Here is a 15,479-nt window from a genome sequence, read left to right as displayed (position 1 = left end):
GCCGCCGCCCGCGACGAGCGGGAGGGCGGCCGAGGTGGAGGTCGCGGATCCGCCCGCGCCCGTGTCGACGCCGCCGACCGGCACCTGGGTCAGCTGGCCGCGCACGGCGCCCGCCGTGAACGACGCGGTGTGGGTGTCGGCCGCGAACGCGGACGGGTCGGCCTCGATCTGCGCGACCGTGAAGCCCTCGCCGGTGTCCTTGCCGTCCGGGGCGACGCCCGTGGTGAACGGCCCCTGCATGCAGCCGGAGCTGGTGCGCGTGCCGTCCCCGGCGTCGACCGGGTTCGGGAACGCGATGCGCGGCGGGCCGGCCTTGCCGACGGCGGCCTGGTGGATGTGCGTGGCCGTCTTCGCCGGGCTCTGGTACTCGCCCGTGACGCCCGTGAGGGTGATGTCGTAGCAGATGGTGTTCGACGCGGAGTCGAGGCGGAGGTCGAAGCGGCCGGTCGCGCCGGGCTCGCCCGGGGTCGCGACGCCGTCGGCGTTGAGCACCTGGTCGGGCGTCGCCATCACGGTGAAGGCGCTCGTGAAGCGGTCGGGCTCGGGGACGGTCGTCTCGGCGGACGCGGGCGTCGCGGCGAGGAGGGTGAGGGCCGCGGCAGCCGCGCCCCCGATGGTCATGTTCCGGACGAGTCTCGTGTGCGTCATCGCGTGCAGCCTCTCGTGGTGGGGCGCCCGGGCGGGCACCGCTTCTGACAGGGCATACGCACGGACGGCGGCGGGCGTTCATCGGGTGCCGGAATCCGTTCGGAGCCGGTCGCGGCCCCTCCCCACCCCGCCGGATGAACGCCCGGCCCTCCCCCGACGTATCCCCCGGTGAGGGCGCGCACCCGCCGCCTAGGCTGAGGGGATCACGATGGCGCTCGTCCTGACGCGTCCGGCCCCTGCACCCGAGCGGAGCACGATGAGCGCACCCCCGCCCGGCTTCGACGTGCGGCGGGCGTTCGCGGAGCACGGCAGCGCGCTGCTCGGGTTCGCGGTCAACGCGCTGCAGGATCGCCAGCTCGCCGAGGACTGCGTGCAGGAGACGTTCCTCCGCGCCTGGCGGGCGCGCGACTCCTTCGACGGCGAGCGCGGCAGCGCGCGCACGTGGCTGTTCGCGATCGAGCGCCGGGTGATCCTCGACGTGCACCGCGCACGGGCCCGAACGCCGCGGATCGTCGCCGAGGAGGAGGCGCCGGAGCAGGCGACGCGGGAGGCGGATCCGCTCGACCGGCTCGGGATCGTCGAGGGGCTCGCGCGCCTCAGCGACGCCCACCGCGAGGCCGTCGTCGCCGTCCACCTCACCGGGCTCAGCTACCAGGAGCTCTCCACGGCCACGGGCGTCCCCGTCGCCACCCTGCGCACGCGCGTCTTCCACGCGCTCCGCGCCCTCCGCACGCATCTCGACGAAGTGGATCCCGCATGACCGACGACACGCGACCCGACCCCGTGGAGCCCGACGACCGCCGCGCCGAGCTCATCGCCGCCGCCCTCGCCGACGACCTCTCCCCCGCCGAGAGCGCGGAGTTCACCTCGATGCGCGCGGCCGACCCGACGATCGACGAGGAGATCGCGCTGCTCGGCGGACTGCCCGCGGCTCTCGGCGAGCTCGGTGCGTGGCAGCAGGCGGAGCCGAGCGAGGAGCTGGCGCGGCGGATCGACGTGATCGCGGACGGGCGCGGGGAGGCCGCGACGACGACGGACGCGCACCGGCCCACCGACCTCGATGAGCGCCGTGCGACCCGCGGATCCCGCCCCCGCCGCACCGCGCTCCTGATCGCGGGCGCGGCGGCCTGCCTGGCGCTCGGAGCAGTCGGCGGCGCGTTCCTCGCGACCCCGCGCGCCGAGGTCGCGACGGGACCGGCCGGCACGCTCGGCGCCGTCGAGGACGTGACCTTCGCGGGCGCGCCCGCGGGCGTCGACGTGGAGGGCGACGTCGTCGCGCACACCTGGGGCACCGAGACGGTACTCTCGATCGACGGGCTGCCCGCGGGCGACGCGTTCTCCGTCGTGGTGCTGGACGCCACGGGCGGCGAGCACGCGTCCGGCACGATGCTCGGCTCGAGCGTGCGCATCGACTGCCGCCTCAACGCCGACGTGCTGCGCGAGGACGCGGCGTCCGTCGAGATCCGCGACGCCGCGGGCGACCGCATCGCGGTGGCCGAGCTGCCGCCCGTCACGGCCTGACCCGACGCGGGCAATAATCTGCCGGCAACAAAGACGTGAATTACGGTCAGGTCGACAAGCCCTCATATCGGCCTACGAGTACTAGTTGACCCAACCCCACTTCCTCCACAGCGTCTGATCGACATCGCTTTCCAAGAGAACAGTGACGTTTGACAGTGACTCAGGAGACAGCAACAGCGTGTCGTCGAACGCGGGAGCATTTATCCCATAGCACGCATGAGCGGTGCGCAACTTATCGTGATTTCTAATGTAGCCACGCCTGAGATGAGTAAGTGTGTCCTCGGTCTCACTGATCTGCGCGACGTGATACCGCCTCCACACTCCGTACTCCTCGCCGAGGGCAGAATGCTCCTCATCAAGGAACAATTGCCCCGCCTCGCTCGAAGTCCAGCGTCGCAAGAGCTCGGAACTCGGGACATCGTGAGGCAGATCCGCATGCATCGACATCTTGTGGCGACGCCAACGGAAGAGGCCTATGTCGACCTTGCTTCCGCTTAATATGGCACGCTGGTGGATGGCAACATTGCGAGCACGCGTGATGCTCGATAACCACGGATCATCGGTGAAGGGAGCTTTTATCAGCTCTTTCCACTGATCACCGTCGCCCTTTTTCTCCATCTCTTTTTGCAGAATCTCTGATAATGCCGCCATGGAAGAGAGCACGGCGTTCAGATTGTATCTGTACACCCGGGGGTCGTGATACTCCAGCTCAAGCCGCGACATCAGATACTCTGATTCCGCAAAACGATCTTCCGCTGTCGGAAGCGGACAGTCGGAATGCGGCTTTTGGAATAGGCAACTGGACACGTATGTGATGTTACTGTTTATCATCGCCCCAAGGGCGATTTGCGGATAGAGACCGCGCATCACTTTCGTCTCGAGCACCAACTCGGCGGCGCGGCGCGCCCTACGCCTGCGAGGGCTGCCCGTTGCTCGCCGTGGTGCCGCCGTCGACGGGCAGGATCGCGCCGGTGATGAACGACGCGTCGTCGCTCGCGAGGAACGCGATGGCGGCCGCGACCTCGTCCGCCCGGCCGCCGCGGCCGAGCGAGATGCGCTTCGCGAACTCGGCCTTCAGCTCCTCGTCGTCCTCCTTGCCGGCGACGAGCTCGGTCCAGATGAGGCCGGGCGCGACCGCGTTCACGCGCACGCCGTCGACGCCGTGGTCGAGCGCGGACGCGCGCGTGAAGTTGCTCACGCCGCCCTTGGCCGCGTTGTAGGCGCTCATGTGGTGGTCCGCCGCCATGCCCGACACGGACGACACGTTCACGATGGATCCGCGCGTCTCCACGAGGTGCGGCAGCGCGGCCCGGGTGCCGTAGAAGACGCCCGAGAGGTCGGTGTCGATGACGCGGTGCCACTCCTCGTCGGTGATGCCCGAGATCGGCCCGGCCTGGAACGTGCCGGCGTTGTTGACGAGCACGTCGAGGCGGCCGTACGCGTCGAGCGCGGTGGCGACGGCCCGGTCGGCGTCGGCCGAGACCGCGGCGTCCGCGGCGAGCGCCGTGACGCTGCCCTCGGGGAGCGAGTCGGCGACCGCGCGGATCTTGTCCTCGACGCTGTCGGTGATGACGACCTTCGCGCCCTCGGCGACGAAGCGGCGGGCGGTGGCCTCGCCGATGCCGGATCCGGCGCCCGTGATGATGACGACCCTGCCGTCGAAGCGTCCAGCCATGGTGATCCTCCTGATGGGTTCGCGGGGACGACGGGCGCCCTCGCCGCGAGGCGCGCGCACCGCCGTCGGGAGCATCCAGCCGACTCCGCGCCGCCGCGTACGTCAAGGGCCGTGGAGCCGATCCGGAGGACGGCGGACCCTCGACGGCGGGCCGCGGAGACCCCCGCCGAGCACGCGGATCCGTCGCCGCGGAGAAGATACACGCCGGTAACACGAGGGAAACGGCCGCGATACGGGGCAGAACCACACTGGACGGAAATACCTATCGCTCGATAGATACTCCGACCGGGCAACCGGATCTCCGGCGCACACGCACCACCGCGCCCTCGTGAGAGGCCAGAACATTGAGCACCCCGCACACCCCCTCGTCGGCCGCCGCACCCACCACGGCCCCCGCCCCCGTCATCCCGCCCGGCTACGCGCAGGACGCCGCGGCCCCTGCCTCCGCCCCGGTCATCCCGCCCGGCTACGCGCAGGACGCCGCGGCCCCTGCCTCCGCCCCGGTCATCCCGCCCGGCTACGCGCAGGAGCTGCATCGCGGCGTCGGCCCGTTCTCGTCCTTCGCGGCGGGGTTCTCCTTCGTGTCGATCCTCACCACGGTGTTCCAGCTCTTCGGGCTCGGCTTCGGGCTGGGCGGCGCGGCCTTCTTCTGGGCGTGGCCGATCGTCTTCGCGGGCCAGCTGCTGGTGGCGCTCAACTTCGCGCAGCTCGCGGCGTCGTGGCCCATCTCGGGCGCGATCTTCCAGTGGTCGAGCCGGCTCGCGGGCACCACGTTCGGCTGGTTCACCGGCTGGACCATGATCGTCGGCCAGATCCTCACGGTCGCCGTCGCGGCCATCGCCGTGCAGGCCGTGCTGCCGTCCATCTGGGCCGGGTTCCAGATCGTGGGCGGGCCGGACGCGGATCCGTCGGTCGCCTCCCCCACGGGATCCGCGAACGCGGTGCTGCTCGGGATCATCATGCTGGCCATCACCACGGTCGTGAACATCCTCAGCGTGCGGCTGATGGCGCGGGTCACGACCGCGGGCGTCGCCATCGAGATGGTGGGCGTGGTCGCGCTCGTCGCCGTGCTGTTCCTGCTGCCGAAGCGGGGACCCGAGGTCGTCTTCTCGACGGCCGGGTCCGTGAGCACGGAGCCGTACGTGTGGGCCTTCCTCGCCTCCTCCCTCATGGCCGCCTACGTGATGGTCGGCTTCGACTCCGCGGGCGAGCTCGCCGAGGAGACGCACAGCCCCCGGAAGACCACGCCGAGGACGATCATCCGCGCGCTCACGGTGTCCGGGCTCGGCGGGGCGCTGCTCATCGTGGGCGCGCTCGTCGCGGCGCCCAGCCTCACCGACGGGAACCTCGCCACGCAGGGCCTCGCCTGGGTGATCACCTCGGTCGCCGGCGAGGTGGGCGGCCGCCTGCTCCTCTGCGCGGTCGCGGTCGCGGTGTTCGCGTGCACGCTCGCCGTGCAGACCTCGGGTACCCGCATGATCTACTCGATGGCCCGCGAGAAGGCCCTGCCGTTCCACCGCCAGCTCGCGAAGGTGTCGCCGCGCACGGGCACGCCGGTGCTCACCTCCGTCGTGGTCGGCGTCGGCGCGGTCCTCGCGCTCGCGGTCAACGCCGGGCAGTCGGCGATCTTCACGGCGCTCTCGAGCCTCTGCATCGCGATGCTGTACCTCGCCTACCTCGGGGTGACCGGGCCGCTGCTCGTGGCGCGCATCCGCGGGCGCTTCCCGCGGGGCGGCGTCGACGAGGACGGCAGGCCGCTGTTCACGCTCGGCCGCTGGGGGATCCCGGTCAACCTCGTCGCCGTGCTCTTCCAGGCGGGCATGGCCGTCAACCTGATCTGGCCGCGCCCCGAGATCTACGACCTCACGGGCGAGTCGTGGTGGCTGCAGTACAGCGCGCTGCTCTTCATCGGCGCGACCCTCGCCGTCGGCTGGGGGTACCACGCGTGGCGGCACCGCTCCGACGGGCCGATCCAGCTGACCGAGGTGCCGACCACCGCGACGATCCCGGTGGTCGAGCAGGCGGGGGCGGGCATCCGATGAGGGACCTGCACACGACCGACAGCGTCACCGCGTCCCGCGAGGACGCCCGCGCGCAGGCCGACCGCCGGAGCGAGTGGATGCCGTACGTCCCCGCGTCCTCGTCGCCGCACCGGCCCGACGGCGTCGCGGCGGAGGAGCTCACCTGGGCCGAGACCGTGGCGCCCGGCGGGTACGCGCACCGGGTGCTGGCGCGCGGATCCCGTCTCCGCCTCGACGACCCCACGGGCGACGCGTGCGCGCACCTCGTGCTGTACGACGCGGAGGCACCGTGGGAGCGGCTGAACGTGGCCGACACCGTGAAGATCCCGTGGCAGGCGTACCTCGGCCAGGGCTCCCCGCTGCTGAGCGGCGACGGCCGGATCCTCGCGAGCATCGTGGAGGACACCTCCGGCCACCACGACGCGCTCTGCGGCACCTCGACCGACGCGCTCAACGACCGGCGCTACGGCGGGTCCGCGCCCGAGGGCCCGACGCCCAGCGGCCGCTCGCTGCTGGTGAAGGCCGCCGCGAAGCACGGCCTCACCCGGCGCGATCTGCCGCCGAGCGTCTCCTTCTTCCAGGGCGTGCGGGTGGATGCGGACGGCGGGCTGCGGCCCACCGGATCCGCCGGGCCCGGCACGCACGTGACGCTCGTGGCCGAGATGCCGCTCCTGGTGCTCATCGCGAACGTGCCGCACCCGCTCGACCCGCGGTCCGACCACACGGTGGGCCCGCTGCGGATCCACGCCTGGCGCGGATCCCCCACGGGACCTGCCGACGCGCGCTTCCACGCGACCCCGGAGCTCACGCGCGCGTACCTGAACTCGATCGACCACTGCGAAGCGAGAGGAACCCGATGACCGAGGCCATCGCGTCCACCGTCCCGACCGGCGCCGTCCACGCGCCCGACGCCGTGCTCGACTGGGGCTCGTCGCTCGTCGCCGGCACCGTCGTGCGGGACGACCGCGTGGCGCCGCTCGCGCCGTGGTCCGCCGTGGTGCGCGCGGGCGAGGTGCTCACGATCGTGGACGTGGGCGGCAACCAGTCCGCCGACTGCCTGATCTACGACGCTGAGGATCCCGACGAGCGCTACAGCGTGCCCGACACCCTCGTGGCGCAGGGCAACGCGTACATCCGCACCGGCACCGTGCTGATGTCGAGCGAGGGCCGGCCGCTGATGACCGTGGTGGGCAACGAGATCGACCGCCAGGACACCCTCGGCGGCGCCTGCTCGAAGGAGTCGAACACGCTCCGCTACGGCCACCACACCGCGTACCAGCACGGCTGCCGCGAGAACTTCCTCAGCGAGGCGTCGCGGCACGGGCTCGGGGCGCGCGACATCGTCTCGAACATCAACTGGTTCATGAACGTGCCCGTGGAGGAGGACGGATCCCTCGGGATCGTCGACGGCCTCAGCGCGCCCGGGAAGCGCGTGGCGCTGCGCGCGGAGCGGGACGTGCTGGTGATCGTCTCCAACTGCCCGCAGATGAACAACCCGTGCAACGACTTCAGCTGCACGCCGCTGCGGATGATCGTGGTGCAGCCGTGAGCGGCGGCGAGCGCATCGCGCCCGACAGCGGCCCGCTCGACCTCGACACCGTCCTCGTCGCCAACCGGGGCGAGATCGCGTGCCGCGTGATCCGCACCGCGAAGGCCATGGGGATGCGCACGGTCGCGGTGTTCTCCGACGCCGACCGGGCAGCGCCCCACGTGCGCGAGGCCGACGAGGCCGTGCGGCTCGGCCCGGCGGCGCCGCGCGAGTCGTACCTGCGCATCGACGCGATCATCGAGGCGGCGCGCGCGACCGGTGCCGGCCTCATCCACCCCGGCTACGGGTTCCTCAGCGAGAACCTGGAGTTCGCGTCGGCCTGCGAGGAGGCGGGGATCCGCTTCGTCGGCCCGACCGCCGACCAGATCCTCGCGTTCGGCGCGAAGCACACCGCGCGCGAGCTGGCCGAGGCCGCCGGCGTCCCGCTGCTCGCCGGGACCGGGCTCCTGGCGGACGCCGACGAGGCCGTCGCGGAGGCCCAGCGCATCGGCCTGCCGGTGATGCTCAAGGCCACGGGCGGCGGGGGCGGCATCGGCATGCAGGCGTGCGCGACGCCCGCCGAGGTGCGCGAGGCGTTCGGGCGGGTGACGCGGCTCGCGGAGTCGGCGTTCGGATCCACCGGCATCTTCCTCGAGCGGCTCGTGCGCCCGGCCCGGCACGTGGAGGTGCAGCTCGTGGGCGACGGCGAGGGCCGCGTGGCCGTGATCGGCGACCGCGACTGCTCGCTGCAGCGCCGCAACCAGAAGGTCATCGAGGAGGCGCCGGCGCCCGCGTTGCCCGACCGGGTGCGCGCGCAGCTGCACGACTCGGCCCGTGCACTCGCGGAGTCGGTCTCCTACCGCAGCGCCGGCACGGTCGAGTTCGTCTACGACCCGGTGCGCGAGGAGGCCGCGTTCCTCGAGGTGAACACGCGCCTGCAGGTCGAGCACCCCGTGACCGAGGAGGTGCACGGCGTCGACCTCGTGGAGCTCATGCTGCGGCTCGCGCGCGACGGCGCCGCCGGCCTCCCCGACGACCTCTTCACGCGCGAGTGGATCCCCGAGGGCCACGCCGTCGAGGCCCGCGTCTACGCGGAGGACCCGGCGAAGGGATCCCTCCCGTCGAGCGGCCTCGTGACGCAGGCCGTGCTGGCGACGGGCCCGGGGATCCGCGTCGACGGCTGGATCGAGACCGGCCTCGAGGTCTCCGCCTCCTACGACCCGCTGCTCGCGAAGGTCATCGCCACGGGCGAGACCCGCGACGACGCGCTCGACCTCCTCGGCGAGGCGCTCGACGGCTCCCGGATCGACGGCATCGTCACCAACATCGGCCTGCTGCGGGCGCTCACCGACGACATCGAGCTGCGCACGGCCACGCACTCCACGTCGACGCTCGACGAGACGGAGGACCCGGCGCCGCGCATCGACGTGATCTCCCCCGGCACCATGACCACCGTGCAGGACCTCCCCGGCCGGCTCGGGTACTGGCAGGTCGGGGTGCCGCCGAGCGGGCCGTTCGACCCGGTGTCGCTCGCGGAGGCGAACCTCGCGGTCGGCAACCCGGAGGGCGCGCCCGGCCTCGAGATCACGGCCGACGGACCCGTGCTGCGCTTCTCGACCGCGTCCGTCGTGGCGGTGACGGGCGCGCCCGCGCTGGTCACGATCGACGGCGAGCCCGCCCGGATGTGGGAGCCGCTCGAGGTCGCCGCCGGGCAGACGCTCGCGATCGGCCGCGCCGACGGGCCCGGCCTCCGCCTGTTCCTGGCCGTGCGCGGCGGGATCGACGTGCCCGCGTACCTGGGGTCCGCATCCACGTTCACGCTCGGCCGCTTCGGCGGGCACGCGGGTCGGGCGCTGCTCGCGGGCGACGTGCTGCGGCCCGGATCCCCCGACTCGGACGCGGCGCACCCCGCGTTCCCCGCGGGGGCGCGCCTCGGGATCATCGGCGGCCCGACCCCCGCGCACCGCCGGCCGGCGCTCACCTCGACGTGGGAGATCGGCGTCACCGAGGGCCCGCACGCGGCGCCCGACTTCTTCACGCGCGAGGACATCGACGTGCTCTACGCCACCGACTACGGCGTGCACCACAACTCGGCGCGCACCGGGATCCGGCTCATCGGGCCCCGGCCCGGCTGGGCGCGCGAGGACGGCGGCGAGGCGGGCCTGCACCCGTCGAACATCCACGACACCCCGTACGCCGTGGGCGCGATCGACTTCACGGGCGACACCCCGATCATCCTCGGGCCAGACGGGCCGTCGCTCGGCGGGTTCGTGTGCCCGGCGGTCGTGGCGAGCGGCGAGCTGTGGAAGCTCGGCCAGCTGCGTCCCGGCGACACCGTGCGCTTCGTGCCCGTGACGGAGGCGGCCGCCGCGTCGCTCGTGGACGCGCGCTCCTCGCTCCAGGTGATCCGCGCGGGCGGTGACGGCGACGACGGCGTTATCGGCCGCCTCGAGCCCACCGACGCGCGGCCCGGCGTCGCGTACCGCCGCGACGGCGACGACAACGTGCTCGTCGAGTACGGCGACATGACCCTCGACATCGCCCTCCGCATGCGCGTCCACGCGCTCATGACCCGGCTGCAGGAGCACATGCCGCCCGGCGTGCTCGAGGTGACGCCGGGGATCCGCTCGCTCCAGGTCCGCACCGACGCGCGCGTGCTCAAGGCCACGGCCGTCACGCGGCTGCTGCAGGAGCTGGAGGACGAGATCCCGCCGACCGGGCAGCTCGTCGTGCCGTCGCGGAAGGTGCGGCTGCCGCTCTCCTGGGACGACCCGGCGACGCGCCTCGCGATCGAGCGCTACATGGCCGGCGTCCGCGACGACGCACCGTGGACGCCGTGGAACATCGAGTTCATCCGCCGCATCAACGGCCTCGACTCGGTCGACGACGTCTTCCGCACGGTCTTCGACGCGAGCTACCTCGTGCTCGGCCTCGGCGACGTGTACCTCGGCGCGCCCGTGGCCACGCCGCTCGATCCGCGCCACCGCCTGGTGACCACGAAGTACAACCCGGCGCGCACCTGGACAGCCGAGAACTCCGTCGGCATCGGGGGCGCGTACCTCTGCATCTACGGGATGGAGGGGCCGGGCGGGTACCAGTTCGTCGGCCGCACCGTGCAGATCTGGAACCGCTTCCGCCGCGGCGGCCTCTTCCAGGAGGACCCGTGGGCGCTGCGCTTCTTCGACCGCATCGAGTGGTACCCGGTCGGCGCGGAGGAGCTGCTGGAGCTGCGCGCCGAGACGGACGCGGGACGCGGGCACTACGAGACGGAGGACGGCGAGTTCTCCATCGCCGACCACCACGCGTTCCTGGCGGCGAACGACGCGTCGATCCGCGACTTCCGCGAGACGCAGACGCGCGCGTTCGAGGAGGAGAAGGCGCGCTGGCGCCTGTCGGGCGAGTTCGACGTGCGCGACGAGCCGCCCGTGGTCGAGGCCGCGACCGTGCCGATCCCGCCCGGCGCCACCACCGTCACGGCGCCGTTCACCTCCACCGTCTGGCGCGTGGACGTGCGCCCGGGCGACCTCGTCGCGGTCGGCGACCCCGTGCTCGCGGTGGAGGCCATGAAGATGGAGTCCGTCGTCGGCGCGACCGCGGCCGGCCGCGTGCTCGACGTCCACATCCGGCCCGGGGAGCAGGTCGCGCCCGGGCAGGTCCTCGCCGTGATCGGAGCCGCATCGTGATCCCCGTCCCCGCCGTCTCCCCCGCCGCCCGCGTGCGCGACGCCTACGCGCGCATCGCCGAGGTCGACCGGCCGGAGGTGTGGATCGCGCTGCGTCCCGAGGCCGAGGTACTCGCCGAGGCGGAGGCGGTGGATCCGGCGCTGCCGCTCGCCGGGATCCTCGTCGCCGTGAAGGACAACATCGACGTCGCCGGGCTCGACACCACGGCGGGCGCGCGCTCGTACGCGTACCGGCCGGAGCGCGACGCGACCGCGGTGGCGCGGCTGCGCGCGGCCGGCGCGATCGTGATCGGCAAGGCGAACCTCGACCAGTTCGCGACCGGGCTCGTCGGCACCCGCTCGCCGTTCGGCGCGGTGCGGAACGCGTGGGATCCGACGCGCATCTCGGGCGGCTCGTCGAGCGGATCCGCGACCGCGGTCGCCCTCGGCATCGTCGACATCGCGCTCGGCACCGACACCGCGGGGTCCGGGCGCGTGCCCGCCGCGCTCGGCGGGATCGTCGGCGTGAAGCCCACGCGAGGACTCGTGCCGGCCACGGGCGTCGTGCCCGCTTGCCGGTCGCTCGACTGCGTGACCGTGTTCGGCCGGTCGCTGGAGCTCGCGCGCGCGGCGGCGGAGGTCATGTCGGGGCCGGACGGCGAGGATCCGCTCGCCCGCGACGACCTCGCGCTCGCTGGCCTGCCGACCCGGCCGCGCGTCGCCGTGCCGCTGCCCGCGCAGCTCGCCGGGCTCGACGAGGGATGGGACGGGGCGTTCGCCGCCGCCGTCGACCGGTTCCGCCAGCTCGGCTGCGAGGTCGTGGAGGTCGACATCGCACCGCTGCTCGAGGCCGCGACCCTGCTCTACGACGGCGCGTTCGTCGCCGAGCGGTACGCCGCGGTCGGCGCGCACATCGAGGCGCACCCGGATCTCGTGGGCGACGACCTCGACCCCACGGTCGCGCGCATCGTGCTCGCGGGCGCCCGTCCGAGCGCCGCCGACCTGTTCGCCGACCGGGAGCGGCTCGACCTGCTCGCCGCCGCGAGCCGGCGCGTGCTCGGCGACGCGGTCGCGCTGCTGACGCCGACGACCACCGGGCACCCGACGCTCGCGGAGGTGGCCGCGGATCCGGTCGGCGCCAACAGCCGCCTCGGCCGCTACACGAACTGCGCGAACCTGCTCGACCTCGCCTCGCTCGCGATCCCCGCCGGCCAGGTCGCCGGGCTGCCCTTCGGCGTGATGCTCACGGGCCCGGCCTTCACCGACCGTCGGCTCGCCGCGCTCGCGACCGCGTTCCTCGCCCCCACCATCGACCTCCTCGTGGTGGGCGCGCACCTGCGCGGCGAGCAGCTCAACGGGCAGCTCGTGGCGGCGGGCGGATCCTTCCTCCGCGACGCCGCGACCGCGCCCGAGTACCGGCTGTTCGCGCTCGACACCGTGCCGCCGAAGCCGGGGCTCGCGCGCGTCGCGCCGGGGTCGTCCGGGCAGGCCGCGAGCATCGCCGGCGAGCTGTGGCGCCTCCCCGCAGCGGGCTTCGCCACGTTCACGGCCGCGCTGCCCGCGCCCATGGCCATCGGCCGTGTGACGCTCGACGACGGATCCGAGGTCCGCGGCTTCCTCGTGGAGGGGCACGCGGTGGAGGGCGCGACGGAGATCACGAGGCACGGCGGGTGGCGGGCCTACCGGAGGAGCGCGTGACGCGGGCCGCCGCCTGCGAGGATGGCCCGATGGCCAAGGACGACAAGCCCGGCCGCGTGGGCCGCCCCCGGGTCGTGCCCGACGCCGGATCCCCGCTGAGCCCCCGCGAGCAGATCCTCGACGCCGCCGCCGCGCTCTTCGCCGAGCACGGCCTGAGCGGCACGTCGACGCGCGCGATCGCCGAGCGGGTCGGGATCCGGCAGGCGTCGCTCTACTACCACTTCGCCGGCAAGGACGACCTGCTCGTCGAGCTGCTCACGCGCTCCGTGCGCCCGAGCCTCGACGTGGTCCGCGGCATCGAGGACCTTGTGCCCGAGCGCGCCTCCGCCGCCGCCGCGCTGCACGCGCTCGTGATGGTCGACTTCCGCACGCTCGCCGACACCCCGCACAACATCGGCACGCTCTACCTGCTGCCCGAGGTGCAGGGCGAGCGCTACGACGGGTTCCGCCTCCAGCGCCGCGAGCTGCAGGAGGCGTACGGGCGCATCGGCACCGCGGCCGCGACCGCCGACGTGCGCGCGACGGTCGGGCCGGAGGCGCTCGGGGCCGTGCTGATCCAGCTGGCCGAGCTCGTGATCCAGCTCCGCCGCCGCGGCGAGCCCGACGACGCCGACCGCGACGCCATCGCCGCCACGTGCCTGCGGGCGTGCGGGCTGGGGACCGCGGAGATCGCCGAGGCGCGTCGCGACGCGGAGGCGCTGCTGGCCGTCACGGCCTGAGGTCGGCCGAACGCGCTGCCGCCGTGCCGGCTCAGCCGATCCGCGCCAGCAGCTCCAGCGACCGCTCGATCACGAGGGCCGTCGCGATGGGATCCGACGACGGCAGCGACGCGTCCGTGAAGAGGTGCCGGTCGCCGTCGTAGACGAACACCTCGGCGAGGTCCGGGCCGACGACCTCCGCCAGCTCGCGGGCCGCCTCCAGGTCGCCCTCGCCCGCGAAGAACGGATCCCGCGCCATGCCGTGCACCTGCACCGGCACCCCCGCGGGCCACGGCCCGAACGCCCACTCGGCGGAGAGCGACACGAACGACTCGTACAGCAGCGCGCCACGGGCACCCGGGCGGGTCTGCGCGAGGCGCTGCGCGATGGATCCGCCCCAGGAGGACCCGGCGTAGACCAGCCCGGCGGGCAGCCCGGCGAGCGCGCGGTCGGTGCGCTCGGCGACGACGTGGTCGGCGAGGCCCGCCATGAGCGCGAGGCCCGCCTCGATCGACTCGGGCAGCGCGCCGTCGAACAGGTCGGGCACGTGCACGGTGTGCCCGCCGTCCCGCAGGGCGTCGGCGAAGGACAGCACCCCGGGGGTGCGGCCCTGCACGTGGTGGAACAGCACGATCTCGGCCATGGGCGCGCCTCTCCTCGTCCGCGTGGGCGCGGATCCGGCGCTCCTGTCGCGGGCGCCGTGCCGCGAACCTACTCCGAGGGTCCGCGGTCGGATCGGCTCGGGCACGGGCATCCGCGACCACGACGCCCGCTCACCGCGCGGGCGGCGACCACACCATGAAGTCCGCGGCCAGCTCCATGCACCGGAGGCGCGCCGGGGAGAAGTCGTAGGGCATCTTCGCGAAGGCGTCCATCGTGCTCAGGGACCGGGCCGACCTGCCGGTGACGCCGCGGGCCTCGTCCTCGTCGTCCGGACCATCGGGGTGCAGCTCGTCCCAGGCGTCCATGAGCTCCTCGTCGAGCCGCGGGAGGTCGGACGCCTCGATCGCGGCGTGCAGCGTCTCCTCGAACGCGCGCCGCTCCGCCGCCGCCTCCGCCACGCGCGGGTCGTCGACGGCGACCGTGTCGTCGAGCGCCTCCTCGGCGGCGTCCACCCGGTCGGACGCCTCGCGCAGGCCCGGCAGCGTGGCCACGGCGATGTAGCGGGTGGCGTTGAGGGCCGCGACGAGCGGGCCGAGGCTGCGCTCCATGACCAGCAGGCCGTCGAGGTCGGCCTGGCGCAGGGATCCGTCGGGCAGGCCCTCGAGTCGGCGGGCGACGAGGTCGGAGAGCAGGCCCAGCCGGCTGCCCCGGGCGCGCAGCCGCCGCACGGCGTCCCGCTGCCGCCGCAGCTCCGTCTCCTGGGCCGCGAGGGTCGCCTCGAGCCGGTCGAGGACGCCGGCGACGTCGTCGTCTCCGGCGACGGGATGCGGGGCGGCGGCACCCGGGGCGGCGGCGTTCGCGGCGTCACCCGCCTCCGGGTCGGCGAACGCGGCCCGGATGTCCTCGAGGGCGATCCCGGCGTCGGCCATGCGCCGGATCCACATCAGCCGGACCATGTCGGCGTAGCCGTAGCGGCGGCGGTCGTCGGCGCCCCGCTCCGGCTCGGGGGCCAGGCCGATCTGGTGGTAGTGGCGGATGGTCCGCGGGGTGACGCCGACGAACGCGGCGGCGTCGCCGATCCGGACCTGGCGGGGCGGGATCGGCATCGGGATCGGGGAGGTGCTCACGGCCGGGCCGTCCTCGGTGGGGTGCGTCATGGGACCACCCGATCACATGACGCTACGGGAGGTGCAAGCCCGGGCGAGGCGCGAGGTGCGCGCCGAAGGAGGCGCGGCGGGCCTCGTCGACGGCCTCGTCGAAGCGCAGGTCGGGGTCGGCGAGCACGGCGATCACGGCGAGCGCGTGGATCCGCACCCGGGCGTCCGCCGCGCGCCGCGACCGCTCGAGGATCGGCAGCGCGGCCCGGCCGACGCTCGCGAAGGCGCGCGCGAGGCTGGCCTGCGTGTCGCGGCCGCGGCGGCCGAGC

At 73.8% G+C, this 15,479-nt stretch carries 13 protein-coding genes and 1 pseudogene; 8 read left to right on the top strand and 6 right to left on the bottom strand.

Annotated elements, in window-relative coordinates; genetic code table 11:
- The coding region (locus DZG00_RS04855) for a CHRD domain-containing protein (protein ID WP_119455424.1) at positions 1–648 on the bottom strand (648 nt) is incomplete at its 3' end.
- Positions 649–904: 256 nt separating this feature from the next.
- Between DZG00_RS04855 and DZG00_RS04850 the strand changes: the two genes are divergently transcribed.
- Together DZG00_RS04850 and DZG00_RS04845 are read left to right on the top strand one after the other, a co-directional pair.
- Positions 905–1,408, top strand: coding sequence for an RNA polymerase sigma factor (locus DZG00_RS04850; protein ID WP_233549218.1), 504 nt, complete (start codon positions 905–907; stop codon positions 1,406–1,408).
- Positions 1,405–2,169 (top strand): hypothetical protein, encoded by a 765-nt coding sequence (locus DZG00_RS04845; RefSeq protein ID WP_119455423.1) that lies wholly within the window; start codon positions 1,405–1,407, stop codon positions 2,167–2,169. Before DZG00_RS04850 ends, DZG00_RS04845 begins: the two co-directional genes overlap by 4 nt.
- An 81-nt stretch (positions 2,170–2,250) precedes the next feature.
- Here DZG00_RS04845 and DZG00_RS04840 read toward each other — a convergent pair whose 3' ends face one another.
- Positions 2,251–3,054: an Ea47 family protein gene (locus tag DZG00_RS04840; RefSeq protein WP_147359925.1), complete on the bottom strand. Its 804-nt coding sequence runs from the start codon at positions 3,052–3,054 to the stop codon at positions 2,251–2,253.
- 22 nt (positions 3,055–3,076) lie between these two features.
- The gene (gene budC, locus DZG00_RS04835; RefSeq protein WP_119382059.1) at positions 3,077–3,844 is read right to left on the bottom strand and encodes a meso-2,3-butanediol dehydrogenase; all 768 of its coding nucleotides are present in this window, start codon (positions 3,842–3,844) and stop codon (positions 3,077–3,079) included.
- Between the two features lie 455 nt (positions 3,845–4,299).
- On the opposite strand from budC, the gene DZG00_RS04830 reads away from it, so the two are divergent.
- From DZG00_RS04830 to DZG00_RS04805, 6 genes are read left to right on the top strand one after another with little or no spacing between them, the layout of a single operon-like run.
- Positions 4,300–5,886 (top strand): APC family permease, encoded by a 1,587-nt coding sequence (locus tag DZG00_RS04830; protein WP_199688929.1) that lies wholly within the window; start codon positions 4,300–4,302, stop codon positions 5,884–5,886.
- Positions 5,883–6,725, top strand: coding sequence for an urea amidolyase associated protein UAAP1 (locus tag DZG00_RS04825; protein ID WP_119382058.1), 843 nt, complete (start codon positions 5,883–5,885; stop codon positions 6,723–6,725). The genes DZG00_RS04830 and DZG00_RS04825 overlap by 4 nt, the downstream gene beginning before the upstream one ends.
- Positions 6,722–7,414, top strand: coding sequence for an urea amidolyase associated protein UAAP2 (locus DZG00_RS04820; protein ID WP_119382057.1), 693 nt, complete (start codon positions 6,722–6,724; stop codon positions 7,412–7,414). The genes DZG00_RS04825 and DZG00_RS04820 overlap by 4 nt, the downstream gene beginning before the upstream one ends.
- Positions 7,411–11,076 carry an urea carboxylase gene (gene uca, locus DZG00_RS04815; protein WP_233550081.1) on the top strand — a complete coding sequence of 1,222 codons (3,666 nt, stop codon included), beginning with the start codon at positions 7,411–7,413 and terminating at the stop codon, positions 11,074–11,076. The genes DZG00_RS04820 and uca overlap by 4 nt, the downstream gene beginning before the upstream one ends.
- Positions 11,073–12,752, top strand: coding sequence for an allophanate hydrolase (locus tag DZG00_RS04810; protein ID WP_233550080.1), 1,680 nt, complete (start codon positions 11,073–11,075; stop codon positions 12,750–12,752). Before uca ends, DZG00_RS04810 begins: the two co-directional genes overlap by 4 nt.
- A gap of 29 nt (positions 12,753–12,781) precedes the next feature.
- Positions 12,782–13,471, top strand: coding sequence for a TetR/AcrR family transcriptional regulator (locus DZG00_RS04805; protein ID WP_119382929.1), 690 nt, complete (start codon positions 12,782–12,784; stop codon positions 13,469–13,471).
- Between the two features lie 31 nt (positions 13,472–13,502).
- On the opposite strand, the gene DZG00_RS04800 is transcribed toward DZG00_RS04805, so the two are convergent.
- The 3 genes and pseudogenes from DZG00_RS04800 to DZG00_RS04790 all read right to left on the bottom strand — a co-directional run.
- Entirely contained in the window at positions 13,503–14,093 is a 591-nt protein-coding gene (locus DZG00_RS04800; protein WP_119382928.1) for a dienelactone hydrolase family protein, read from the bottom strand.
- A 130-nt stretch (positions 14,094–14,223) separates the two neighbouring features.
- Positions 14,224–15,210: a MerR family transcriptional regulator gene (locus DZG00_RS04795; protein ID WP_233550079.1), complete on the bottom strand. Its 987-nt coding sequence runs from the start codon at positions 15,208–15,210 to the stop codon at positions 14,224–14,226.
- 22 nt (positions 15,211–15,232) lie between these two features.
- Positions 15,233–15,479: pseudogene (locus DZG00_RS04790) on the bottom strand (HEAT repeat domain-containing protein); the annotation flags it as partial.

Origin of the sequence: Clavibacter lycopersici (genome assembly GCF_003576405.1) — a bacterium.
GTDB lineage: Bacteria > Actinomycetota > Actinomycetes > Actinomycetales > Microbacteriaceae > Clavibacter > Clavibacter lycopersici.
Note: the sequence above shows the minus strand (reverse complement) of the source record. Positions and strands in the feature narration are given on the sequence as shown.

What these genes read in the sequence shown, in the direction of transcription:
- DZG00_RS04850 (WP_233549218.1), top strand. Translation starts at nt 905, where the DNA reads ATGAGCGCACCCCCGCCCGGCTTCGACGTGCGGCGGGCGTTCGCGGAG.
- DZG00_RS04845 (WP_119455423.1), top strand. Translation starts at nt 1,405, where the DNA reads ATGACCGACGACACGCGACCCGACCCCGTGGAGCCCGACGACCGCCGC.
- budC (WP_119382059.1), bottom strand. Translation starts at nt 3,844, where the DNA reads ATGGCTGGACGCTTCGACGGCAGGGTCGTCATCATCACGGGCGCCGGA.
- DZG00_RS04825 (WP_119382058.1), top strand. Translation starts at nt 5,883, where the DNA reads ATGAGGGACCTGCACACGACCGACAGCGTCACCGCGTCCCGCGAGGAC.
- DZG00_RS04820 (WP_119382057.1), top strand. Translation starts at nt 6,722, where the DNA reads ATGACCGAGGCCATCGCGTCCACCGTCCCGACCGGCGCCGTCCACGCG.
- DZG00_RS04805 (WP_119382929.1), top strand. Translation starts at nt 12,782, where the DNA reads ATGGCCAAGGACGACAAGCCCGGCCGCGTGGGCCGCCCCCGGGTCGTG.
- DZG00_RS04800 (WP_119382928.1), bottom strand. Translation starts at nt 14,093, where the DNA reads ATGGCCGAGATCGTGCTGTTCCACCACGTGCAGGGCCGCACCCCCGGG.
- DZG00_RS04795 (WP_233550079.1), bottom strand. Translation starts at nt 15,210, where the DNA reads ATGACGCACCCCACCGAGGACGGCCCGGCCGTGAGCACCTCCCCGATC.